Source organism: Herbaspirillum sp. GW103, from assembly GCF_000261365.1.
Taxonomy (GTDB): Bacteria; Pseudomonadota; Gammaproteobacteria; order Burkholderiales; family Burkholderiaceae_D; genus Herbaspirillum.
This window is the reverse complement of the sequence record NZ_AJVC01000002.1, coordinates 395,096-418,451: the sequence shown is the minus strand read 5'-3', so window position 1 is coordinate 418,451 and position 23,356 is coordinate 395,096. Positions and strand designations below refer to the sequence as shown.

The 23,356-nt window shown below is 66.3% G+C and carries 13 protein-coding genes; all 13 read right to left on the bottom strand.

Features of this window, described 5'->3' with window-relative positions:
- Positions 1 to 115: 115 nt before the first annotated feature.
- The 13 genes from GWL_RS03355 to GWL_RS03295 all read right to left on the bottom strand — a co-directional run bounded on the left by GWL_RS03355 (position 116) and on the right by GWL_RS03295 (position 23,294).
- Positions 116 to 2,929 carry an ATP-binding protein gene (locus GWL_RS03355; protein WP_008326681.1) on the bottom strand — a complete coding sequence of 938 codons (2,814 nt, stop codon included), beginning with the start codon at positions 2,927 to 2,929 and terminating at the stop codon, positions 116 to 118.
- Positions 2,929 to 3,648 carry a hypothetical protein gene (locus tag GWL_RS03350; RefSeq protein ID WP_034349888.1) on the bottom strand — a complete coding sequence of 240 codons (720 nt, stop codon included), beginning with the start codon at positions 3,646 to 3,648 and terminating at the stop codon, positions 2,929 to 2,931. Before GWL_RS03350 ends, GWL_RS03355 begins: the two co-directional genes overlap by 1 nt.
- On the bottom strand, positions 3,641 to 4,978 hold the full coding sequence (locus tag GWL_RS03345; protein WP_008326677.1) for a hypothetical protein: 1,338 nt from the start codon (positions 4,976 to 4,978) through the stop codon (positions 3,641 to 3,643). Before GWL_RS03345 ends, GWL_RS03350 begins: the two co-directional genes overlap by 8 nt.
- A 191-nt stretch (positions 4,979 to 5,169) precedes the next feature.
- The gene (locus tag GWL_RS03340) at positions 5,170 to 6,357 is read right to left on the bottom strand and encodes a cell division protein FtsQ (RefSeq protein WP_034349886.1); all 1,188 of its coding nucleotides are present in this window, start codon (positions 6,355 to 6,357) and stop codon (positions 5,170 to 5,172) included.
- 7 nt (positions 6,358 to 6,364) lie between these two features.
- Positions 6,365 to 7,783 carry an MBOAT family protein gene (locus GWL_RS03335; protein WP_008326667.1) on the bottom strand — a complete coding sequence of 473 codons (1,419 nt, stop codon included), beginning with the start codon at positions 7,781 to 7,783 and terminating at the stop codon, positions 6,365 to 6,367.
- A 30-nt stretch (positions 7,784 to 7,813) separates the two neighbouring features.
- Positions 7,814 to 8,482, bottom strand: a complete 669-nt coding sequence (locus GWL_RS03330; RefSeq protein ID WP_008326664.1) for an alginate O-acetyltransferase AlgF — start codon at positions 8,480 to 8,482, stop codon at positions 7,814 to 7,816.
- Positions 8,479 to 9,150 carry an SGNH/GDSL hydrolase family protein gene (locus GWL_RS03325; protein ID WP_008326661.1) on the bottom strand — a complete coding sequence of 224 codons (672 nt, stop codon included), beginning with the start codon at positions 9,148 to 9,150 and terminating at the stop codon, positions 8,479 to 8,481. Before GWL_RS03325 ends, GWL_RS03330 begins: the two co-directional genes overlap by 4 nt.
- Positions 9,151 to 9,183: 33 nt before the next feature.
- Positions 9,184 to 13,224 (bottom strand): cellulose biosynthesis protein BcsC, encoded by a 4,041-nt coding sequence (locus GWL_RS03320; RefSeq protein ID WP_008326660.1) that lies wholly within the window; start codon positions 13,222 to 13,224, stop codon positions 9,184 to 9,186.
- On the bottom strand, positions 13,200 to 14,423 hold the full coding sequence (bcsZ, locus tag GWL_RS03315; protein ID WP_008326659.1) for a cellulose synthase complex periplasmic endoglucanase BcsZ: 1,224 nt from the start codon (positions 14,421 to 14,423) through the stop codon (positions 13,200 to 13,202). Before bcsZ ends, GWL_RS03320 begins: the two co-directional genes overlap by 25 nt.
- The gene (bcsB, locus tag GWL_RS03310; protein WP_008326658.1) at positions 14,416 to 16,728 is read right to left on the bottom strand and encodes a cellulose biosynthesis cyclic di-GMP-binding regulatory protein BcsB; all 2,313 of its coding nucleotides are present in this window, start codon (positions 16,726 to 16,728) and stop codon (positions 14,416 to 14,418) included. Before bcsB ends, bcsZ begins: the two co-directional genes overlap by 8 nt.
- Positions 16,728 to 19,019 (bottom strand): UDP-forming cellulose synthase catalytic subunit, encoded by a 2,292-nt coding sequence (bcsA, locus tag GWL_RS03305; RefSeq protein WP_081486021.1) that lies wholly within the window; start codon positions 19,017 to 19,019, stop codon positions 16,728 to 16,730. Before bcsA ends, bcsB begins: the two co-directional genes overlap by 1 nt.
- Positions 19,020 to 19,063: 44 nt before the next feature.
- Complete coding sequence (gene bcsQ, locus GWL_RS24070; protein WP_008326656.1) at positions 19,064 to 20,377, bottom strand: cellulose biosynthesis protein BcsQ; 1,314 nt, start codon at positions 20,375 to 20,377, stop codon at positions 19,064 to 19,066.
- A 592-nt stretch (positions 20,378 to 20,969) separates the two neighbouring features.
- Entirely contained in the window at positions 20,970 to 23,294 is a 2,325-nt protein-coding gene (locus GWL_RS03295; RefSeq protein WP_008326643.1) for an ATP-dependent DNA helicase, read from the bottom strand.
- Positions 23,295 to 23,356 lie beyond the last annotated feature (62 nt).

Genomic DNA, 23,356 nt, shown 5'->3' with positions numbered 1-23,356 from the left:
AAATGTCTCAGCACCGAGGGAACCGCTCCTGATGCCTCCCGCACCTGAAACTCTGTACCGTCTCGACGTCTTTTACCGATGGGCCTCGCGACCAAATGACTCATGCTGCCCCCTCTTACGCATCCAACCGCAAGCGCCGCTGCAACACGCCAATGGGCGGCGCCCAGCGCGCCTCGCGCGGTTTCTTCGACGTGACCAGCGTGATATCGGCCGGCTCGAAGACTTCGACGTTGTGCGTGATCGGCGTGGTGAGCACGTATTGCGCTCGGGTCGATTTGAGGAAGTTGCCGACCAGCTGGATGTTGCGCACGTCCAGGTGGGCAAAGGGTTCGTCGATGAAGACGAAACCACCCGGCATGTCGTCGTCCTTCAACAAGCCCACCAGAAGGATCAGCGACTTGATGACCTGCTGGCCACCCGAGGCTTCACCGTCGTTCAGGCCGATCTCGCCCTTGCCGTCGAAGTTGAAACTGACCTTCAGTTCGGCCTGGCGCAGGATGGTGTCGTCATTGTCCAGATGCGGCAGGTCGGCGCTGACCACCACCCCGGCCAGCGCGCCCAGGTCGACGATGTTCTTGCGATAGCGACGCACGGTGGCGCGCAGCACGTCGATGTAGCGTTCGCGGGCATTGCCCACGGCTTCCTCGGCCTGGTGATTGCTGATCTTGCGCGCATCCAGTTCATTGCGCTGGTTGCCCACCGTGCCCTGCATGATGAGGTGCTTGTCCTCAACCGTACCGTCCTTCTCCCACTGGCCGCTCTCCAGTTCATTCTCCACCGAAGCCATGCGCAACTCGGCCTGCTTGGCGTTGGTGTATTTCTCGTACAAAGCCTGCACCGTCGCCGCGACAATCCAGTGCGCCGGGAAGCGGCTCTTCTGTGCGCGCGAGGCCAGCGCACGGGCGCGCTGCTCATCGTGACGTGCACGCCATTCGCGCTCCTGTCCGGCAAGATCCCCTTCGCTGTCGCGCAGGCGGCGTTGCAGGGCATCGAGCTTGCCATCGAGGATGGTGCGCTGTTCGATGGCCTCGGCGTGCCGGGCATCCAGCTGACCCCAACGTTCACTGGCAGCCACCCGCGCCTGACGCAGGGCCGGCAACTGGCGGCGTGCCTGTTCGAATTCTTCACTTCGCTTCGCCAGCGCCTCTGCGGCGAGGTGGCCCTCGGTGGCTTTCTTGGCGGCGTCGAGCTGGCGCTTGATGTCGCTCTGCTTCAGGACCACGTCCGTCAATTGCTCGTCCAGCGTGGCCAGGCGTTTCTGGATGGAGGTCTGACGCGCCGCCAGTGCCGCCGCGCCGAACTGGTAGTCGCCCGGATCGCGCCATACGCTGCGCCCGCCGCGGCCATCGCGCCAGTAGGCTTGCGGCGTGATCCATTCGCCGCCGCTGCGCGCACCTTCCACGGTATCGGCCACGCGGCGGATCTGCGCCAGCTGGCGCAGCAGCCAGGACGGTGCCTTGGCCGAGAAACGCAGCACCGCCAGGAGACTCTCTGCCGGCGGCTGCGCGCTGGCCGTGGCGGCGTCGGCTACGACGTAGTGACGATAGCGCTCGCGCTCGGCCAGGGCCATGGCGGCAGCTTCATCCTTGGGATCGTCCAGCACCACTACCCAGCACGAGGCGCGCAAGACGCCTTCGGCTGCGGCACGCCAGTGATCATCGGCAATCTCGATCACGTCGGCCAGCAGGTGATGCGCAATGCCGGCCTGACGCAAGGCCCGCGTGAACTGCTGCACGTCGTTCGGGCGCGGGGCCTGGCGTTGTCCGGTCAGGCGCTCCAGCGCGCCGCTGGCGTCCTTGCGCTGCTGCTCCAGATCGCGCCAGCGGTCGTGCAGCGTGTTCTTCTGCTGTTCCAGTTCATCCACGCGCGCCAGCAGTTGCGTGGCATCACCTTCCACGGCAGACAGGGCCAGCAGTTCATCGGCCTGCTTGACCAGTTCTTCCACGGGTTTTTCGGCGTCGCGCGCCTTTTGCTGGGCCTGCTGGGCATCGGCCTTGTCGCGCTCCAGCGTGGCGACCTTCTCGCGCGCAGCCTGTTGCTGTGTCAGCAGCGAGGACAGCAGCAGGGTGTCACTGCTGCGCTGGCGGCGCAGATGATGGTGGTGCAGGCGCTGGCGATGCAGTTCGCGCAGGCGCGTGGCCGTGCCCTGCCGCTCCTCGTGCCAGCGCAATACCGGAATGACTTCGGTGGACAACATCTCGCGCTCGCGCAGCTTGCCCTGGTATTGGCGATACAGGGTCACGCGGCTGTCCAGCTGTGCCAGTTGCGCTTCGCTGTAGGCCAGTTCCTGTTCGGCCAGCGTGACCTCGGCGGCCAGGTCGCGTTGATGGCGACGGGCTTCTTCGTAGCGGTCCAGGACTTCCTGGTCACCAAAGACTTCAAAGACCAGGCGCAGCAATTCCTTGGGAGAGAATTCGCACAGGCGGTCGGTCTGGCCCTGCTCCAGCGCCAGCACGCGGGCAATCGCGCGCGACAGGCCGGCTCCTTCCAGACGCTTGCGCCAGTGGTCCAGGCCCAGCCAATCCTTCTCGGGCAATTGCGCCAGGGTTTCGATGGCGACGTCGCCATCGCTCATGCAGTAGCGACGCTGCCAGTCGCCGCCGTTGCGTTCGATGCGGCAGGCCAGCGTGACCTGGTCCGCATAGAGCAGGTTGCGCGCGAACGGGCGGGTCGAGCTCTGGCGGCCATGCGGGCGGTTGTCCACCGTCGCGCGCAGCCAGGTGGTATCGGCATTGGCGTGGCGGGCATAGGTCTTGTAGCTGCGCCCGCCCGAGCAATCCAGGCCCAGCAGGGTGCGCATGGCATCGAGCAGCGTGGTCTTGCCGGACCCGTTGGGCCCGGCGATGGTGATGATGGAACCGTCCAGGGGCAGCGTCAGGCGCTGGCAATAATCCCACTGCAACAGTTCCAGCGATTGCAGGTGGAACATCAGGCGTCTCCCTCTTCGGATGATTCATCGGCAGCATCGGCGTCGGCCTCGGCCTGCGCGGCACCACTCTCGTCGCGCACGGTGGCGCGGGCCAGCACGTCGCCTAAGGCACCGTCAAGAATGCGTGGGGCCAGGGCATCGTAGTCCAGCAGCAGGTCCAGCAAGGGACCTTCGGCGATGTCCACGCCACGGCGCACGATGAAGCCGTGGGCTTCCAGGCGACGCAGGTTGGTGTCCATGCGCGTCTTCTTGCCGAGCTGGTTGCCGAAGTCGGCCAGCAGTGCCGTATAGGACACCACCGGGCTGACCTCGGCGGCGCTGGGCATGGGCTTTTCGGTCTGGAACATCTCGTCCTGCTGCTGGGCGTCGTCGCCGGCAGCGCGCGCCGACTGGCGCTCGCGCTTGGGCAATACGATCAGTGCCCACAGCACTACCAAGAGCGAGATGGCGTCACGCGGCAGGTCGAGGTTGTTGTTGGCATTCATGCCGGCTTCGCCGAAGACGGCGGATTCGGCCGGACGCACCAGCACCACGCTGATGTGGTCGGCGTGGATGTTGTCCACCAGGCGCAGGCCGACCTGGGCCAGGCGGTCCTGCAGGGCTTGCCACAGGTCGGCATCGACCAGGGCGCGGCGCACGCGCGGGTGCTTGCGGGGCAGCCAGCGGCGTGCCAGCAGTTCGGCGGCCAACAGGCCGGCCTCGTCTAGGGTCTCACTCATTCGGTCTTTCCCGGGATGGATCTGGATGGACGGCCCCGGCGCTCATGGCGGCGACATCGGGGTCATCGACTTTATCGACACGCGGCAGGAAACCGGCTTGCCACGGCAGGCGTGCCAGGTCGCCGGTCTGCCCTTGCAGGGTGCGCGCCTGGGCGTCGCCCAGGAGCGGCAGCAGTTGCAGGCGATAGGCCGCCTTGCCGAAACTGCCGCCCAGCACCACCGTGCTCAGCGGCTGCGGTTGCAGCTCGGCGGCCTCCTCGCCTTCCGGCAGGACGCCCAGGCGCGTGAGTTGTTCAATCAGCTCGCCCAGCTCGGCGGGCATGCGCAGGGCCTCGATCTTGCCTTCCACGGCCTGGGCCGGAGGCGGCAAACCTTGCGAGCGTTGGGCATCGGGGCGGTCGCGCTCGAACTCGCCTTCGGCCACGTCCAGCAATTCATGGCCACTGACGAAGACCGGTTTTACGCCCATGGAGAGCGCTTCCCCCATCAGCGAGGACAAGTCCGCATGCGCCTGCAGCCAGCGCCGCACATCCGAACTGGTCACGCCGGTGCTGCCCAGGGTGACGCGCTGGCGGTCAGCCTGTTGCAGGGCGCGGGTGAACTGGCTGGCCATGGTCAAGAGGCGTGCCTGGCCATTGCCGAGGGCACGCGCTTCGCGCTCCAGACGGGCGTCGGCGTGCTCGCTGCGGATGAGCGCAGTCAGCGCTTCACCGGCGCGGTTGACCAGTTTCAAGGCCCGCTCGAAACGCGGCTGAGCCTGGCGCAGCAGGGCTTCCGAACCGCTGGCGATGGCATCGGCGAACTGGTCGTGCAGGCGCGCCAGCTGGGCATGCAGGTGACGGATCTGGCTGGCGTCGGACAGGCCCAGTGCCTGCGCACCGGCGACCTGAGAGAGCAGCGCGGCCATCTCGTCATCCTCGCCGACGGCGCGCGTGAGCGGAGCCAGCAGGGCTTGCACCTGCTGGGCGATGGGCGAGAGCTGGTAATCCTGGCCGGTGGCATCCCAGACCAGGAGGTCCAGGTCGCGCAGGCGCTTCAAGGCCGCTTCCATGGCCTCGGGCTTCAAGGCATAGAAGAGCTGGTTCAGGTCCTCGCGCTGCAGGCGGCCCTGCGGCTGCGCCGCCAGTTCGAGGAACATCCAGATGCGCAGGCGCGCCGCCGCCTGGCCGCCGGAGACCAGGCCGCGCAGCGCGTCCAGCACGTCCAGCCGCTGGCCCAGGCCCCAGGCCAGGGGCGCTTCGGCGGCTTGCGAAGGATCGCGGAAGTAGCTCTCGAAGGAGCCGGATTCATGCTCGTCCGCAAGGGGAGCGGGGTCGAATTCTTCTGTCAATTTGTCGTGGCGGTTGACCAGGCACAAGCCTGGGTCCTGGCCCGGTCAGTGGGCGGACCGGCAAGTTTAGCAGGCCCGCGGGACAGCCTCCAGCAAAGCGGACGATGGGGCAACGGAAAATGCAGCGGAAAGGAAATGATTTATTACATTAATGCAACATTAATGCCCGTAGTGACAGCATTCAGCCAGGCTTAATGCTGGCTCACGGGACCAGGTGCCAGGGTGATGGGCTCATAGGGCGTCTGCAGGTCACGCTCGGGGATTTCCCATAGCACCAGCTTGGGCGGGGTCTGGGTAAAGGCCGGGTTGGCGAAGTACTCGCGGGCGCTGCCGGAGAACTTGCCGCCATCCCTGGCGAAGCTGCCGATCTTCGCGCCCAGGGCTTGCTGCAGGAAGCCCAGGAAGTTGGAATTGCGCGAGAAGGAGGTGCCGATCAAGGCCACGTTGGGCAGTTGGCTGTCGCCCAACAGGTCGTCGAGATCATCGCCGCCCTTGGTGGCAGCGCCCTGCCCGGCCCCTGCACCGGGCACTTCCGTGAAGACCGTGGCGGCCACGCTTTCCGGAGTCGGTTGCCAGCGCAGCGGCAGCCAGTCCAGACCGGCCAGATGCACCAGGTCACCGGGACGACGCGCCATGGGGCCGGGCTGGGCGGAGTAGGCTTGCTCGGGCGTGGCATGGAAACCGGATGCGACGATGCGCGCGGCAATCACCTGGGCCGCCGCGCGGGCACCAGCCTCGTTCCAGTGGGTATCGGTATGCAGATAGGCCGCCGTTCCCAGCGGCGCCAGCGTGGCGGCCAGATCGATGGCGTTCACGCCGGCCTGCTGCAGACTGGCCACCCAGAGCGCTGCGCGGGTATTCAATTCGGGGGGGCGCGTCAGGCCACACAAGGCATTGGCGGCAATGCGACTCTTGTCCGGCACCACTGCCACCAGCAGCCCGATGCCACGACGCGCCAGCGCCTGGCGGATCGCCAGCACGGCGGCGCGCTTGGCCTGGGCATTGGCCTGGGCGTGGTGATTGACCTGCAATTCTTCGGCCAGGAACAGCCAGCCGGGACAGCCCACCCGCACGCGCGGGCCGGTATCGCCCAGCAGCAACCAGCTGCCGGCACGTTCCAGTCTGGCGGCCTGGTCAGGCAGCCAGGCATTGGAGAGCTGCTTGGCCAGCAGATGCGTGAGCTCGCCGTGCAAGGCATCCTCGCGCGTCCAGCGGGCGGGCAGCCAGTCGATCTTGCCGGCATACACCAGCCAGCCGCAGGAGAGCAATCCGGCACACAGCACGGCGGCCAGCGCGCTACCGGCCCAGCGGCTGGCCCGGCGCGCCATGGCGCTGGGCTCAGGGGGCGTATGCGCAGCGGAAACGGGAGGCGTGCTCATCGTGGACTCAGAACTGGAAATAAAGGAAAGGAACGGTCTCGCGGCTGGCGATCAGTGCGAAGGAGAGCAGGAAGGCCGCAATCGGCCACAGCTGCACGAACCAGAGATAGAGCGCGCGCCTGCCCCAGCGTGCCTCCAGCGCCGACTGCCACAGCGGTGCCACAATCCAGAACAGGCCCAGCAGTACAGCCAGCGCCTGTACCGGACGCAGCATCACGGCCAGCGCATCGCTCAGGCCATGTCCATGCAGGCCGAACTGGCCCGCATACATGGCCAGGGCGGTGTCGAAATCGGGGGCGCGGAACAGGGTCCAGGCCAGGCACACGAACAGCAGCGTGAGCACATGGCCCAGCCAGGAGGGGATGGCCGGCAGCGACGAGCGCGACCAGGCGCGATCGATGCACAGCGCCACACCGTGGGCCGAGCCCCACAGCAGGTAGTTCCAGCTGTCGCCGCCGTGCCAGAGTCCGGCGATGGCCATGGTCAGGAACAGGTTGCGATAGGTCTTCCAGACCCCGTGGCGGTTGCCGCCCAGGCCGATGTAGAGATAATCGCGCAACCAGCTGGAGAGCGAGATGTGCCAGCGCCGCCAGAAATCCTGGATGCTGCCGGCCAGATAAGGATGGTTGAAGTTCTCGGGAAAGTGGAAGCCCAGCATCAGGCCCAGGCCGATGGCCATGGCGCTGTAACCGGAGAAATCGAAGAACAGCTGCATCGAATACGCCAGGCAGCCGATCCAGGCATCCACCAGCGCCGGATGTTCCAGGTGGAAGGCGGCATCGACCAGCGGCGAGAGGGTATCGGCCACCAGCACCTTCATGGCCATGCCGACCATGAAGCGGCGCGCACCCAGGGAGAAATTCTCCCGGTTGAACCAGCGCTGGCGCAACTCGCGCTGTACCCAGTCATAACGGATGATGGGTCCGGCAATGGAGTGCCCGAACATGGAAATGTAGGTGGCGTAATTGATGAAGCTGCGCTCCACCGCCACCGTGCGGCGCTGCACGTCCACCAGGTAGGAGATGGCCTGCAGCACGATGAAGGACAGTCCGGCCGGCAGCGCCACCTTCTGCCAGGCCAGCGGCAGGGCACCGTAATGCTGCATCACCTCGCTCAGGGTGGCGGCGACGATGTTGGCGTACTTGTACCAGACCAGCACGGCCGTATTGAAGACCACCAGAGCGATCAGCAGCACGGGACGGCGCTGGCCGCCCTGCTCCCGGGCCCGATCGACCAACAGCCCGCCGACCCAGGCCACGATGGTCAGCACCACGTGCAGCGACAGGAACAGCGGGCTCAGCCAGCCGTAGAACAGCCAGCTGCCCGCCAGCAGCACGCCATTGCGCGCGCGCTGCGGCGCCAGTGCATAGACCAGCAGGAACAGCGGCAGGAACAGCGTGAGGAATTCAAGCGAGGCAAAGACCATGGCGTGGCGCAGTCAACGTCGATGAGTCACTCAATTGGCCAGCTTGTCGGTGGTCGCCAGCAATCGCGGACCACTGGCCGAGGGCAGCAGCAGCACGCTGTAGCGCTCGCCCGCCTTGAGCTCGCCCAGATCCAGGGCAGGACCGGTGTTGCTGCCGCCGCAGACCAGTTGCACCGCGAGCTTGACCGGATTGATGGAGCGCCGCTGCAGGCTGCCTTGCGCCACGCCCTTGAACAGGTCGGCAGTACGGCCAGCCGGACGCAATGCGGCACCGCTGCAGGAGGCGTCCAGGTTGAAGAAGGCCAGCGAGGCCTTGAGGCCATTGAAGTCATCCGGATTGTCCTGGACCGTCACCTGGCGGATGCCCTTGGCGTCAGGCAGCACCACCACGGTGGCGAACTCGCCCGGCTTGGCTTGCACGCCCAGCTCGAGGCTCCTGGCACCGACGGTGAGCGTGCCCTTGATGGTGGACTTGGCCTGCACCGGGAAGAACGACGAGACCGGCTTGGCGGCCTCCAGCTTCAAGGGCGGCTGGCCCTTGCGGGCCACCACTTGCAGCGGCTCGCTGGTGGCGTTGATGAAGCGGATGAAGGCGGCATCCTCGGCCGGGCCGGTCGGATACAAGGGAATATCGGCTGCCATCGCTACGCCGCAGCCCAGCAGGGCGATGCTGGCCGCCAGTACGCGCAGCGCGCTCATTTCTTGCCGCCCTTGGCACTCACGGCAGCGGCCGGCAGCTTGCCCAGCGCATCGCCGATGGCTGCGCCCCAGGACTTGTAGCCGGCCACGGTGAAGTGCTGGCCATCGGTGGTGATCCACTGGCCGGGCTTGGACATGGTCAGCGAATCGATGTAGGTGCAGGGCGCCACGTTGGCCGCCAGGAAGCGCGACATCAGTTCGGTACGCGCATCGTTCTTGTGGTACATGCCGCCGGCCTTGCCCCAGGCCGGGCCGACCCAGGCGCACTTGGTGCCGGTGGCGGCGATGGCCTTGGTCAGGCTGGTCACGCTTTGCCAGGCCCAGGCCTTGGGGAAGTCGGGCTTGTCGTAGGAGGCCATGGTGTCGCCGATGACCAGCACGACCAGGTCCGGCTTGTCCTTGGCGATGAGCTCGGTGATGGGCGTGGTGGTGGCATCGCGCCCCTTGATCTGGATCTTGCCGTTGTCGATCTGCTCGGCGCCGCAATCGACCTTCTTGGTGGTCAGCCAGTCGCCGGCGCTGGCGCCGCAGGCGCCGATGGAATGGACCTTGGCGCCCATCTGGACCAGCTTGGCGTTGAGGGGTTCGGTGAGGTGGTCGGCCAGGCTCATGTGGCTTTCGCCCAGGACCAGGATACTCAGACCAGCGAGGATGGATGCAGCTGCCATGGCGATCTCTCTATCAAAAAGTGTTCAGTCAAATCAGTTGGAATACGGCGAACGATACGGGCTGACCGGCAAGGTCAGGAAACTGCCCTGCATGTCCTCCAGGGTATAACGCAGGTACATGGCGACATTGAGTTCGCGGAAGTCGCTCGAATTGTTCAGACGCAGCGTGCCGCCCACGAACAGGCGCGGCGCGAAGCGGTATTCGCCGCTGCCTTCCAGGCTGTAGCCGATGCCGGTCTTGGTCTGCTGGGCGTAGCTCTTGCCGCTGGCCGCTTGCAGGGCGGCATCGGTGGGGAAGTAATCGGCACCATCCTGGCGGAAGTACTGCACCCCAGCCGAGCCCTTGAGCTGGAAGCTGAAGCGGTCGGTGCGCTTGGCCCAGGTCACCGGCACGCCCAGTCCCAGGTAGGCTTGCGGACTGAAGTAACCGCCGTGACCATAGGTGTAGAAGTTCTGGTTGTTGGCGTAGCTGATAAGGGTGGCCGAGACGCCTGCCGTCATCTTCTCGTCGTTGCCGTTGGTCAGGTACTGGTAGGCGCCGCCGCCCAGTTCCACGCGCGTGTTCGATTCCACGTTGTGGCCCTGCAGGCTGTGCAGGGCGCCATAGGCGTAGACGCCGGTGCGGGCATCGTCCGAACTCATCTCGGCACGTCCGCCGTTGGCGGTCACGCCGCCCCAGGAGCGGCCCACGCGCGTATCGGTGCTGCCGGCAAAGGACGTGATGCTGTCGTTGACGGCACGCCGCGAGACCGTCACGCCGAAACGGTTGGTGCTGCTGCCGCCCAGCGGCTGCTCCACACTGACGCCACCGACCACGTTGGAATACTTGAAACCGCTGGGCGTGGTGCCGATGTCGGCCTTGATGCCATCGTCGGGACGCTCATAGGCCACCGCCACGCCTACCCCGCTGGCGCTCTGCTTGCCCACTCCGGTAGCACTGGAGCCGCCGCCGCCAAAGCGGCTGGCCGCCTCATCGGTCATGGCGCCGGCATCCAGCGAGACCGGGGTCACGCGCACGGCCACGCGGCCGTTACCGACGGGCATGTTGGCTTCCAGCGGGGCTTCGATGTCGTTGATGCGGCTCAGACCGGATTCGCTGGCATTGCCGCGCACCACCACGCCTTGCGTGACGTAGGGACTGCGGGCCTGCAGGATGTCGTTGAGTGCACGCTGTGCCGGGCTCAGGTTGTCAGCGGGCTGGTCGCCCTGCCCCTGCAACGCCAGCAAAGCGCGCTGGGCTGCACTGGCCGCGCCGGGCAAGGCGGTGCCAGTGGCCGCGGCTTGCACCGGCGGCTGTGCGTAGCCGCGCATCGCGGCAGGCTGGGTGGTCTGGGCCATCTGGGCCGGTGCTGCATTGCTGAACACGGGACCGAGCGTCTGGCCATAGGCCACCGCCGGCGCTGCCGTGGACGTGCTGGCACGCGCCGCTGCGGGAGTGGGCAGTACATCGCTGGCAGCCGGTGCTGCGGCCGCCATCATGGCCGGGCGCAGCAGGGTTTCCGCCGGCGGCGGAATGGCAGCCACGTTCTCGTTGCCCGGCAGAGTACGTCGGGTACGGAAGGGATTGACAGCCGGGTCGAAGCCATTGCCGCGCGCGGCCAGGGTGCGCTGGCGCGCGCCGTTTTCGATGGCCACCGCCCGGCGCAACAGCGCCGTAGCTTCACCGACCTTGCCCAGCGCCCGATAGATGCGCGCGGCTTCGGTCAGCGTGGCGGGGTCGGTGCTGTCGAGCTTGCCGACCTGCTCCAGCAGACTGATCGCATAGTCGTTCTCGCGCGCCTGCATGGCTGTGTCCGCCGCGCCCAGCAAGACATTGACGTCGCGCGGATTGCGCGCGGCCAGCGGCTTGTAGAGCGCCAGGGCACGGGCGTTGTCGCCGGCGGCATTGAACATGCGGGCCAGCGCCGAGACGGCACCGACATCGCTGGGGCGCTGCGAGAGGGCCGGGGCCAGCGTGTCGTAGGCTGCGGCCAGGTCGCCGCCCTCGCGCAGGCGTTCGGCCTGGCGCACACGGTACAGGAAGCGCAGGTCGTCGTATTGCTTGCGGGTGGCCACCTCCATGTTCTGGTTCTGCAAGGCCGTCAGTACGCCGTAGACCTGGGCATCCTCACCGGCCTTGAGCAGAACCGAGGCGTATTGCAGGCGGGTGCCGATGGTCGGCGTGGCCGGCGGCGCGATGAGCGGCTGCATCAGCGCCAGCGCGCGCGGGGTGTCACCGGCATCGACATAGGCCGAGGCCAGCGTGCCGGTACGTTCGGCATTGCCGGCTGCATCGGGCTGCACGCGGTCCAGCAGGGCCAGGGCTTCCTGACGCTGACCGGTCTTGACCAGCTCGGTGGCATGGCCGACCTGGATGGTCAGCGTGACCTGGCGCATCAGCTCGGTCATGGCGGCGGTGCGACGGGCCTCGGGGATGCGCCTCAGCGTGTCCTGCGCATCTTGCCACTGCGCCATCTCCACCGAGAGCAAGGCACTGGCGTAGAGCGCATCGACGTTGTCGCGATGCGCGCGGGTGAAGTCGTCGATGGTCACGCGTGCCTGGCGCGACTGACCGGACTTGACATACAGGCGCGCCAGATCGAAGGTGGTCCAGACATTGTCGGGGTCGTTGCGTACGGCTTCGCGCATGGCCTCCAGGGCGGCATTGAGGTCTCCGCGCTGTTCGGCCAGGTTGGCCTGCTGAGTGGCGCGCAGGGCGCGCAGGCGGCCCTGGTCGCCGAACTCGGCCTGCTGCTGCGGGGTGAGCTTGTCGAGCAGGCGCAGCGCTTCGTCGGCACGGCCGCTTTGCGAGAGCACGTTGACCAGCCCGCGAATGGCGCCCACCTGGGCCGGCTGCACCGCCAGCACCTGGCGATAATGGCCTGCGGCAGCCTCCAGTCGGCCGGCCGTGGCTTCGATGTCGGCAATGGCCACCAGGCCGTCGGTATTGTTCGGATCCAGGCGCAGGGCCTGGGTCAGTGCATCTTGCGCCTGGGCGCTCTGGCCGCGTGCCTGCAAGTCGCGGCCGCGCTGGATCAGCAACCAGTAGCGCACACTTTGCAGCGCCTTCTTCCAGCCGCTGCCGCCCCTGGCGACGGCGCGTGCGAGCAGCGGTTCGGCCTCGGCCAGGCGGTTCTGCTGCTGACGCACCACGCCCAGGCCACCGAGCGCATCGGCTTCATCGGGATGGGTGGAAAGACGCTCCTGGAAGGCTTTTTCGGCTTCCTGCAAATCCCCCTTCTCGAGCGCCTGCAAGCCGCGCGAGAGCACCGTGGGCGTCTGCGCGGCGGCCACCTGCGCCCGGCCCTTGGCCAGCAGATCGCGGATGTCCTTGTCGTCCGGATGCACCTTGAGGAAGTCCTCGAACAGCGGCACCTGCGCCGGTGTCGGCGGCCCCAGCCAGGTCAGTGCCAGACGCCAGCTTTCATCGGCATCACCGGCGATGTCCACCTGCTTGGTCAGGCGCGAAAGTACGCGGATGCCTTCCACCCGGGTGTCTTCATGGCGCGCCAGCTGCTTGCCGTAGAACAGGGCCAGGATGCTGTCGCCCGGTGTCTCGCGCAACAGGCGTTCCATGCCCTTGCGTGCCTCCGGCCAGCTGGCATCGTTGAAGGCCAGGTTGTTGTAATACTCGCGGCCCACCGACCCCGAAGGGATGAGGCCGTTGAACATCTTGCGGAAGGTATCGGTGGCGCGGTCACGCTCGCCGGCATCGACCAGGCGCCGCGCTTCGGCCAGCAGGGCCTGGTTTTCCGGGCGCGCCAGGGCGATGTCCTGCGCCAGCTGGCGGGCCTGCCAGGGCTGGGGCGAGAGGGCCTGCAGGCGTTCCAGATAGTCGTTGGCCTGCTGTGGTCGGTTCTGCTTGACGCCGATCAGACCCATGCCGTACAGCGCATTGACCTGGGACTTGTCCAGCTGCAGCACCTTCTGCCACACCTCGGCGGCGCGCTGGTTGTTGTTGCGCGCCTGCCAGTACTGGCCCTGCTCCACCAACTGGGCCTCGATCTCCGCGGACTCGGCCAGGACCGGTGCGGCATGGGCCCCCAGCAGCGCGGTCAGCACTCCGATGGCTAGCGTGGTACGGCGCGTGCGCATGACTTCTCCCAGGACAGATTGAGTGTTCCGTCATCGCGGAACTGGTATCGCTTCTCGGCCCATCCGATTCCGAACAGGCCCAGCATGACGTTGTAGTAAAGGATTTCAGGTTGCGCGCTGGGTTGCGCCAGTCCGCTTTCCAGTTGCTGTGCGGCGCGCGCCTGCCATTGCGCGGCCAGGGTGGTTTCCCCCTTGGCCTGCAGGTAGGGGACCAGGGCCGCACCAAACCCGAAGGGCCCCTGGCCTTCGGCCACGCCGGTGGTCACGGCCACCTTCTCGGGCGCAGCGCCGGTGGCGAGGATGCGTTGGCGCATGCCGTCCAGTGCGGCCAGCAGCGCGGTGGCATCGGGGTCGCGCGGCGAGGTCATGCCGGCCCACAGGTAGACGCGAATGGCGTCATAGCTGCCCAGCTCGCCCTTGGCCGGATCGACCATGAACTGACCGGCCTGTACCGCCGTCATCTTGTAGCCGACCCAATCGGCCACGAAGCCCTTGGGGCTGGTGGCCTGGATCATGCGCACGGTATTGCTGGCGATCTGCTGCCAGGGCCCCTTGGGGCGCTCCTTGTGCAGTCGGCGCAGCAGCGGCAGCGGCAGATAGCTGGGATTGAGCGTCCAGACCTGGTTGTGCTGGTTGAAGCCCTGCGGTCCCGGCAACACCATCTTGCCCAGGCCCGGCAGGTCCACCACCAGGCGCGCTTCGATGCTGTCGAGCAGGCGCCGGGCATCGCTGCGGTAGGTCGGGCGCTGCCACAGGCGTGCGCCTTCCAGCAGGGCGTAGACGATCCACAGGTCGGCATCGGAAGCCGAATTGGCATCCTGCAATTGCCACCTGCCATCGGCGCCCTGCCCCCACAGCCAGCCCGGCAGGCGGTTGGCGGCATCGGCGCCCATCATGTTGTCGCGGGTCCAGCTCCAGATCTGCTCGAAGCGTTGTGCATCGTTGGCGATCAGTGCCAGCAACAGGTTGTAGGACTGACCTTCGGAGGTGGTGTGATTGGGCAGCAGGCTGGAATGCAGGACCCGCCCATCGGGCTGCACGTGGCCGCTGGCCCAGGCTTGCCAGGCCGGCCAGTCCGTGACTGCACACGCGGAGGACGCGGGCGCGGCCTCAACCACGCCGGCTACGCCACCGAGCGCCAGCGCGGCCATGGCCTTGACCAGGCTGCGGCGTCGAAATTGAAACGACAGCTCAGGCATTGAGACGCTTTCTCGCCTTGGCGCGCAGGGTCAGGTAGGCCAGGCCGCCGAGCATCAGGATGCCACCGGCAATGAGCACGAACATGGCCAGGACGTGGCGCGACAGCCACCAGCGCAGCATGCGCAGCGGTGACATGCTGCCCGTGAAATACTGTTCTTCAGCCAGCAGCGGATCGATGGTGGTGCCGCGCACGGCCACCAGGCTGCCCTGGATGGTCTCGGCTTCGGGATCCTTGCTGGCCATGGCCGCGAGGATCTGGTCCAGGCCCGTGGCGTCGCCACCGGCCAGCACCACGACGCTGCGACCACTGTCGAGCGGTGACTCGAAACCGGTCAGATAAGAGGTCGGTTCGCCGCCCGTGAAGGCCAGTGCCAGGCGCGCACGGCGCTTGGCCTGGTCATCGTCGGCGAGCTTGAGCCAGCTGCGTACGCGCAGGGCGAAATCACCCACATCGAAGCGCTGCTTGTCCCCCGTCACCGCCGCCGGCAGATGATCGGCCCACTGCTTGAGCAATGGCTGGTTCTGGCCCGAGGCCAGTACCAGCAGGTCGCGCGAGGCGACCTTGTCGACCTGGGCGGCCTGGGTCACCACCACGCCCGTGGCGGGGTATCCGGTGGCGCTGCCGAAGCGGCCCAGCAGCGTCAGGTAGGCAGCGAGATCGTCGGTGCTGGCATTGTCGGGCAACACCACGGCCGACTCCGAGAGATCGGCCATGCGCGTGAAGGGGAAACCGGCATCCTTGAACACGCCCAGGTTGGGCATGGCCATGAAGTGATCGTAACCACGCAGGTCGATGGTGGAATCGGGATCGATGCTGCCGCGCACGTTGTCGATGATGATGTCCTGACATTCGCCCTGCTTGACGAAGTCATACATGTAGCGCAGTTGCAGGCGCGATTGCGGACCGGCCAGGTTCAGCGGCAGGCGCAGATCCATCTCGCGCGTGAGGGCCTCATCCTTGATCGAAGCCAGCAGGCTCTTGTCCAGCTTGTCCTTGGGCAGCAGGATGTCGGACTTGATCAGGCCATCATTGAAGCTGACCAGGAAGGACGAGTTGGTGGACTTGGGCTGGGGCGTATAGCGATAGACCAGTTTCAGCTTCGCGCCATCCTGGCGCCAGTTGGAGAGAGCCGGCGGGAAATTGAGGGGGATGGTGATCTCGCCGGGGTTGTAACCGGACACGTTGAGGCGCTTGGGATCGATCAGTTCGGAGAGCTTGACTGCGCGATCGGTGGGCAACCAGTTGGGCGCGTCATACGGCTGGCGCGGCGCCAGCGGCTGCAGCTTGTCGATCACTGCCGAGCTGCCCGAGAGGCCCTTGCTGCCCAGCGCCAGCGCGGCGGCGGCCTGCCTGAGTTCGCCCACGTTGCGACCGGACACCACCAGCAGCTTGCCATTGGCATCATTCGGATTGGGCAGCACGGTCAGCGTCGGCCCCTTGGGGGCGGCCACCTCGAGTCCGGCCACACTGGTGGGGGCCTCGCCGGCCACCATCACCACGGCATTGCCGCGCGGCGGCAAGGCATTGATCTGCACCGGGAAACGCGCGCCGCGATAAGCGGCCAGCGCGCCGAACCAGGAAGAAAGCGTACCCGCCGCTTCCAGCGTACCGTTGTCAGGGTTCCCCGCGAAGACGAAGGGCAGACTCAGCATGCGGATGTCGCGCCGGTCGAAGAAGGGCAATGGCATCTGCGCCAGGTCATCCTTCTGCGGCAAGGGCGTGGTCTGCAGGTCCAGCGTGGAGCCATTGGCCACGCGCGCCCACAGGCTGGAATGCAGGGGATCCTCGCAGCCCATGGTGTAGTGGCCGATGAATTGCAGGCTCAGCCGATTGAATTCGGTAATGAGCTTGGGCGGGATGTCGACCTTGGCGGTCTGCATGCTGCCCGAGCCTTCCTTGGGCAGCGGGATGCTGCCGGCCACCACGTCGTTGACCATCACGTTGATCTGCGAGAGGTCCGGCAGCAAGGCCGGGGAATAGGTGTAATACAGCGTCACGTGGGCGCCGGTGGTCACCAGCGAGACCGGCACGTCGAAGTTGAGGCTGTCGGTAGCGTCCACGCCATGCAGGTTCATCGAGCCATTGCGCCCCAGCTGCTTGAAGGTGAACACGTAAGGGTCGCCGGCTACCGGAACCGGTGCGGGCAGGCCGGGCGTGGCCGTGGCCGCACTCGCGGGACTGCCAGCAGAGGCCGCCAGCACCGGCAGCGGCAGGCTGCCGGCGGTCATCACCGCCGCCAGCATCAGACACAGGGAGCGTTGGCGCAACAGGGCGCGCTGCGCTTGAGGCTGCTTCGTTTTCATTATTGTTTTTCCAGAGTGTTATCCATGGCAGGTGCGGGAGCTGCCGATGAGGCGGAGGCTGCTGCCGAGGCAGGCGCGCGTGCTTCGGCGGGCCGGCGGCGCAGCTGGATCGCCAGCGCCTTGAACATTTGCCGGATACCATTCATGCCGATGCCGGCCACTTCGCGCAGGGCCTTGAGCGGGGTATCGGGACGGCTCTTGCCCCAGTTGTTGGCCCAGATGTCGGCGCGCGAAAAGGTCAGGCGCACCAGTTCGCTTTGCTGGCGCAGCGTCAGTTCGTGGAACTGCGCACCGACCATGTCGTTGCGGCTGAACACCACCACTGCCGGGAACACTTTCTCCTGATCATTGCGGAACAGCGTGACCTCGATGCGGGCATTGCGCGCGATGGTCGCCCCGGCCGGCAGGCGCAGGCCGATGCCTTTCTGCGAGAAGTCCAGCGTAGTGCCTTCGATGAGGCTGCCATCATCGCACTTGATGCGCACCGGCAGCTCGGCCGCCACACGCGGCTCGCTGCGCACCTGGCGGGTTTCGGAGGCGACGGCCATGGCAGCACTGCTGATGATGACGTTGTAGAGCGTCCACGCCATGTTGATGAGGATGGTGGTCACGGCATTGGGGTCGCCGTGGATCAGTTGCCAGATGCCGAAGCCCAGGCCGGCCACGTTCAGCGCCAGCAGCAACATGTAGGGACGCGCCAGCTTCCAGTCGAAATGGTCGTCGGTGATGATGCCGCCCTTGTCGGTGACGTTGAAGCCGCCCAGCTTGGGATTGATCAGCGCCAGCAGCACCGGCCCCAGGATGTACCAGGCCAGTACGGTCTCGTAGACCTCGTTCCAGAAGGAATGGCGGAAGCGTCCCTGGATGCGCGAGTTGGTCAGGCTGGCGTGCAGCACGTGGGGCAGCACGTAGGCCGTGATCATCAGGGCCGAGGCGTGGAAGATATGGGCACCGAAGAACAGGTAGGTCAGCGGCGCGGTCAGGAAGATCAGGCGCGGCAAGCCATAGAAGAAGTGCAGCATGGCGTTGAGATAGCACAGCCGCTGGCCCAGTCGCAGCCCGCGTCCCTTCAAGGGATTGTCCACCCGGAAGATCTGCGCCATGCCACGTGCCCAGCGCACGCGCTGGCGGATGTGGCGCGCCAGGTTCTCGGTGGCCAGGCCGGCCGCCTGGGGGATGGCGAGATAGGCGGTGTTGTAGCCGGCGCGGTTCATCTTCAGCGCCGTGTGAGCGTCCTCGGTCAGGGTCTCGGTGGCGATGCCGCCGATTTCCGTCAGGGCAGTGCGACGCATGACGGCGCAGGAGCCGCAGAAGAAGGCGGCATTCCACAGGTCATTGCCATCCTGCACCAGACCATAGAACAGCTCGCCCTCATTGGGCACCGAGCGGAAGGTATTGAGGTTCTTCTCGAAGGGATCGGGCGAGAAGAAGAAGTGCGGCGTCTGCAGCATGGCCAGCTTGGGGTCCTTGTAGAACCAGCCCATGCAGATCTGCAGGAAGGAACGCGTCGGCACGTGGTCGGCATCGAAGATGGCGACGAATTCGCCATCGGTGACCTTGAGCGCTTCGTTGAGATTGCCGGCCTTGGCATGCTTGTTGTTGGAACGGACCAGATAGTTCACGCCGATGTTGTCGCAGAACTCGCGGAATTGCTCACGTCGGCCATCATCGAGCACGTGCACGCGCAGCTTGTCCTGGGGCCAGTCGATGGCCTGGGCGGCGAAGATGGTCAGCGAGACGATGTCCAGCGATTCGTTGTACGAGGGAATGAAGATATCCACCGTCGGCCATTGCGAGGGCGGCATGGTCAGCATCTGCGGCTTGCGGCGCAAGGGCCAGGCGGTCTGCAGGTAACCCAGCGTCAATACCAGCAGGGAATACATTTCGGCGGCCAGCAGGCCATAGCCGAAGACGATGTCCAGCCAGCTTTCAAAGGCCAGCGTGGAGGTGATGCGCCAGTACATGTAGCGCATCGAGACGATCAGCGAGAGCGTGATCAGCACCAGTACCGGGAAGCGCCCCGACTGCTTGCGCAACACCAGCGCGGCGACGAAGCAGCCGATGGCAAAGACGCACTGCGCGGTGAAATCCAGCGGCACCGAAATGATGAGCAGGGCCAGCAGCGTGGCAAACAGCATCACGGCCCATTGCACCAGGCGGCGCGGGCCGCGTGGCAGACCTTCGAGGCGCTCGCCGACGCGCTGTATCCATTGCTGCAGGCGATTGGCCGACGGGCGGGCCGAGGGCTCCTGTCCTGGTGGATGGGGGGACAGCGTGGCGGGGGATTTCATGTCGGGCTGGCGTTGCGATGGCGATGTTGCCTGTGGTCCATGGTTCATGCGCGTGCACCTGCGGCGGCCGCCTTGAGCACAGCGGCGCGCAGCACTTCGCTGACGCCCTGCAACTGATCATAGACCGGCGAATGCCCGGCCTTGACCAGCGGATTGAAGCCGTAGGCCAGACCTTCGCTGATGGCGTGATCGAGCGCGACCACACCGGCCAGGCGCGGCCCCATCCAGCGCTTGAGGACTTCCAGCATGTCCTGGCAGAAGCTGCGGCTGCCGTCGTACTTGTTGACCACGTAGCGGCAATTGTTGCGGCCATGCAGGACCTGGCGCATGTGCTCCAGTGCCAGGAAGGAACCGGCATCGGGCGTGACCACCGCCAGCACCTGATCGGCCGCCTGCAGGGCCTGCTCCAGATAAGGGGTCTGGCCGGCCGGCAGATCCAGCAGGACCACGTCACCCGCCTGCAATTGCAGCGCGTGCAGCTGGCGCAGCAGCCATTGGCCATCCACGCTCATCTGCCGTGCCAGCGCCGCTTCCCCGGCGGCAGCCACCACGGTATGACTCAACACCTGCGTACCGGAAGTACCGACGGCCAGGCTGCTGCGCCAGTCCCCGCTGGCGGCCGCGGCAGTCTGCCGGGCCACGGCCTCGGCACTCACGCCCAGGTGATATTGCAAGGCATTCTGCGGGTCCAGGTCGATGGCGACCACACGGCCATGACGCGCCAGGCTGCAGGCCAGCGCCGAACACAGGGTGGTCTTGCCGACCCCGCCCTTGGGCGAGACCACGGCAATCACCTGCGCCGGTGTAGCAGGCGGCACGGCCAGTTGGGGCTGGCCGGTGTCGTCATTGCTGGCGCGCTGCTGGGCTTCGCGTTCGCGCGCGGCCTCGCCCAGCATGGAGCGCAACAGGGTGGGAACGGCGGGCTCGGTGGTGGAGGCAGCTTGGACGGGAACGCTCGCAGAAGCATCGGGTGAGCCCGCAGCCGGGGTCGCGGTCGGGGCGGTCGGTGCAGGTGCCGGACGGGCAAGCGGGGCAACCGGAGCCAGCCTGGCGGCCACGGGAGCGGGCGACGGTGCCGTGACGGGATCCATCACGGGCTCAATGCGTTGCAAAGAAGAAGGCACAGGGTCCGCCAGCAAGGGAGCCGCTGCGCTGGCCGCCACTACCGGTGCCGGCTCGGCCCCGGCACTGCCGTCCACCGACCCGGCTGCCGTCACGGCGGCGCCCTGCTGCGCCACCACCAGCGGCGCCTTGGGCTTGCGCGACGGCTCCTTGTAGTTGATCGCAGCCTCGATCTCGAGGTATCCGTCCACCGTTGCCCCGAACTTGCTCAGCAAGTTGGAGATATCGTTTCCCATGCTTGACTCCCTGCCCAGTCCTGCTACCGGCGGCTTTTGACCGGGTGCGCACGACCTGCCTGCAACCTTGTTAAAAAGCGGTAAGTTTCCCCATATGCTGCCATCCCCCTGCTATATTCGTTAATCCGCTCTATCGGCGGTGCGTTCCCCTCTGCCTACGGAGTGATGCTCCGTACGGACCAAGCGCAGGAATGTTGTATTTTCGACCACACTCCGAGTTGTCATTAAAACAAACAAATCCTGATACCGCAACCTTCTTCGTTGTCAAAAATGTAAAAAGCCGACAAGACACAACACTCATTTCTTGACGGGAATACATGAAGGAAGAGGCGGAATCTTACATGTCAGCGGCTCGTCTTGTCGCTTGTCAGCGACAATTTGTTCCTGCCGCGACGCGGATTTGACACACCGGCCACCTGGCCCTTTCGGCCAGATCGCCCAGCCTGTGCCGGTCAGCGCCGCACCTCCCATCTTGCAGGAAGATGTGGCGAATTTGCCCTACCCGTACCAACACCGCCTATGCTATCCATTCAAAAAAACTTGTCACTCGGGAAAAACCTGACAAGTCCGTGCAGCCCCTGCAGCGCAGCGGCTACCGAGGGTCTCGGGGCGTTGCTGCCGATGGTGGATCGAGTTGCCACCAGGCGGGCAGCAGGGCCTGCACTTCGGGTCGGCCAAAACGCTGGTCGATCAGCCACACGGTGCCGTAGTCGCTCTCGGTACGAATGACGCGGCCGGCCGCCTGCACTACTTTCTGCATGCCGGGGTAGAGGTAGGCGTAGTCGTAGCCGCAACCAAACAATTGCTCCATGCGTTGGCGCATCTGCTCGTTGACCGGATTGAACTGCGGCAGCCCGAGGGTTGCCACGAAGGCACCGATGAGACGCTCGCCGGGCAGATCCACGCCCTCCCCGAAGGAACCGCCCAAGACCGCGAAACCGATACCCTGCCCGCCTCTTTCGAAACGGGCCAGGAAGGCATCGCGGTCGGTTTCGGACATGCGGCGCGACTGCTGCCAGGTGGGAATCTCCGGGTGGGCATGGGCGAAGGCGCCATGCGCCTGTTGCAGATAATCGAAGCTGGAGAAGAACGCCAGGTAATTGCCGGGACGCTCTGCATACTGGCGCGCCATCAGTTCGCCAATGGGCGCGATGGAGGCGGCGCGGCGCTGCCAGGTGGTGGCGATCCGGTGCGCCACCCGTATCTGCAACTGGCTGGCCTGGAAGGGCGACGCCACGTCGACCCAGGCGGTACTGGCGGGCATGCCCAGCAGATCGGCAAAGTAGTTCCACGGCGCCAGCGTGGCCGAGAACAGGATGGTGGCATGCGCGCAGGCAAAGCGTGGTCCGAGGAAGGGTGCGGGCACCACGTTGCGAATGCACAGCACGGTGTTGCGTTCATCTTCCCGCGTGAGGTCAAACAGTGAATGCGGACCGAAGGATTCGGCCAGCCTGACGAAGGCCATGGCATCGAAGTAGAAATCCCGCAGCGGCGCCTCCAGCGGCACCGCCACCTGAGCCAGGTAGTCGCTGATGGCGCCCACGCTGCCGGCGAGCGCTTCGACCAGTCTGGCCGGTGGCGCCTCCAGCACCTGATAGGGCAAGTCGGCCTTCTTGCCGGTGGCGGTCCAGGCGCGGCCCAGTCGTTCCAGCGGCTTGGCCACCGCCGGCGGGGCCACCGCGCGTGCCGCACGCAGGGCCGCGCGACTCAGTTGCGCGCTGTACATGCTGCGGGCGCGGGAGACCAGGTTGTGGGCCTCGTCGGCCAGCACGCTCACGCGCCAGTCATGCGCCTGGGCCATTGCGTAGAGCATGGCGCCGCCATCGAACCAGTAGTTGTAGTCGCCGACGATGAGGTCGCTCCAGCGCGTCATCTCGCTGCCCAGGTAGTAGGGGCAGACCTGGTGTTGCAGGGCCACGCTGCGCAACTGGTCGCGATCCAGCAGCGGCTGCGTCAGACAGGCCGCGCGGGCCGCCGGCAGGCGATCGTAGAAACCCTGGGCCAGGGGACAGGAATCGCCCCGGCACAGCCGGTCGGGATATTCGCAGGTCTTGTCGCGGGCGCACAGTTCCAGCACGCGCAGCGGCAGCCTGCCGTGCTCCTTCAAGGTGGTCGCGGCATCCAGCGCCAGCTGCCGGCCCGGCGTCTTGGCGGCGAGGAAGAAGATCTTGTCCAGCCGCTGCAACGGTGCCGCCTTCAACGCCGGGAACAGCGTACCCAGTGTCTTGCCGATGCCGGTGGGCGCCTGTGCCAGCAGGCTGCGCCGGGCCGTGTGGGCGCGAAAGACGGCCTCGGCCAGTTGCCGCTGGCCGGGACGAAAATCCCCATGCGGAAAGCGCAGGGCCTGCAAGGCCGCATCACGCGCGTGGCGATGCGCCAGTTCCTGCTCGGCCCAGCGCATGAAGCGCTCGCATTGGGCGGCAAAGAGTGCGGCCAGTTCTTCACGGCTGCGGATCTCTTCCAGCAGCGTTTCCTGCTGGCTGCCGATATCGAAATACACCAGTGCCAGATGGATGTGCGCCAGTCCCAGCTTCTCGCACATCAGGTGCCCGTAGACGCGCAACTGCGCCCAGTGCAGGTGACGGTGGTTGTCCGGCAGGCTGGCGAGCTGACCGCGATAGGTCTTCACTTCTTCCAGCCGCGTGCGCATGGGGTCATAGCCATCGGCGCGTCCACGCACGTGCAGCGCCCCATGCTGCGCCGAAAGATTCACTTCGCTCTGGTAGCCCTGCCCGCGCCGCTGCGCCACGATGAGGTGACCGGCCATGCCTTCCCGGGCAGTCGGCGTGGGGGTGAAACGCTGGTCCAGATCGCCCGCCTTGGCGGTGAATTCGCACAAGGCGCGTACCGAGACGGTATAGCGCGGCACGCTCCTGTCCTGCACCACAACGATGGGGGTAAGGGTGGACTCGCTCATGCCGCCTGCTGGAAATTGCTCAGGGAGTAGAAGCGGTGATCGGGGACGGCGGGCATTGCGGC

Bases quoted from the DNA above. Each gene is read 5' to 3' on its own strand.
- GWL_RS03325 (WP_008326661.1), bottom strand. From the start codon at position 9,150: ATGGCAGCTGCATCCATCCTCGCTGGTCTGAGTATCCTGGTCCTGGGC.
- bcsZ (WP_008326659.1), bottom strand. From the start codon at position 14,423: ATGCCTGAGCTGTCGTTTCAATTTCGACGCCGCAGCCTGGTCAAGGCC.
- bcsB (WP_008326658.1), bottom strand. From the start codon at position 16,728: ATGAAAACGAAGCAGCCTCAAGCGCAGCGCGCCCTGTTGCGCCAACGC.
- bcsA (WP_081486021.1), bottom strand. From the start codon at position 19,019: ATGAAATCCCCCGCCACGCTGTCCCCCCATCCACCAGGACAGGAGCCC.
- GWL_RS03355 (WP_008326681.1), bottom strand. From the start codon at position 2,929: ATGTTCCACCTGCAATCGCTGGAACTGTTGCAGTGGGATTATTGCCAG.
- GWL_RS03320 (WP_008326660.1), bottom strand. From the start codon at position 13,224: ATGCGCACGCGCCGTACCACGCTAGCCATCGGAGTGCTGACCGCGCTG.
- GWL_RS03330 (WP_008326664.1), bottom strand. From the start codon at position 8,482: ATGAGCGCGCTGCGCGTACTGGCGGCCAGCATCGCCCTGCTGGGCTGC.
- GWL_RS03350 (WP_034349888.1), bottom strand. From the start codon at position 3,648: ATGAGTGAGACCCTAGACGAGGCCGGCCTGTTGGCCGCCGAACTGCTG.
- bcsQ (WP_008326656.1), bottom strand. From the start codon at position 20,377: ATGGGAAACGATATCTCCAACTTGCTGAGCAAGTTCGGGGCAACGGTG.
- GWL_RS03340 (WP_034349886.1), bottom strand. From the start codon at position 6,357: ATGAGCACGCCTCCCGTTTCCGCTGCGCATACGCCCCCTGAGCCCAGC.
- GWL_RS03295 (WP_008326643.1), bottom strand. From the start codon at position 23,294: ATGAGCGAGTCCACCCTTACCCCCATCGTTGTGGTGCAGGACAGGAGC.
- GWL_RS03335 (WP_008326667.1), bottom strand. From the start codon at position 7,783: ATGGTCTTTGCCTCGCTTGAATTCCTCACGCTGTTCCTGCCGCTGTTC.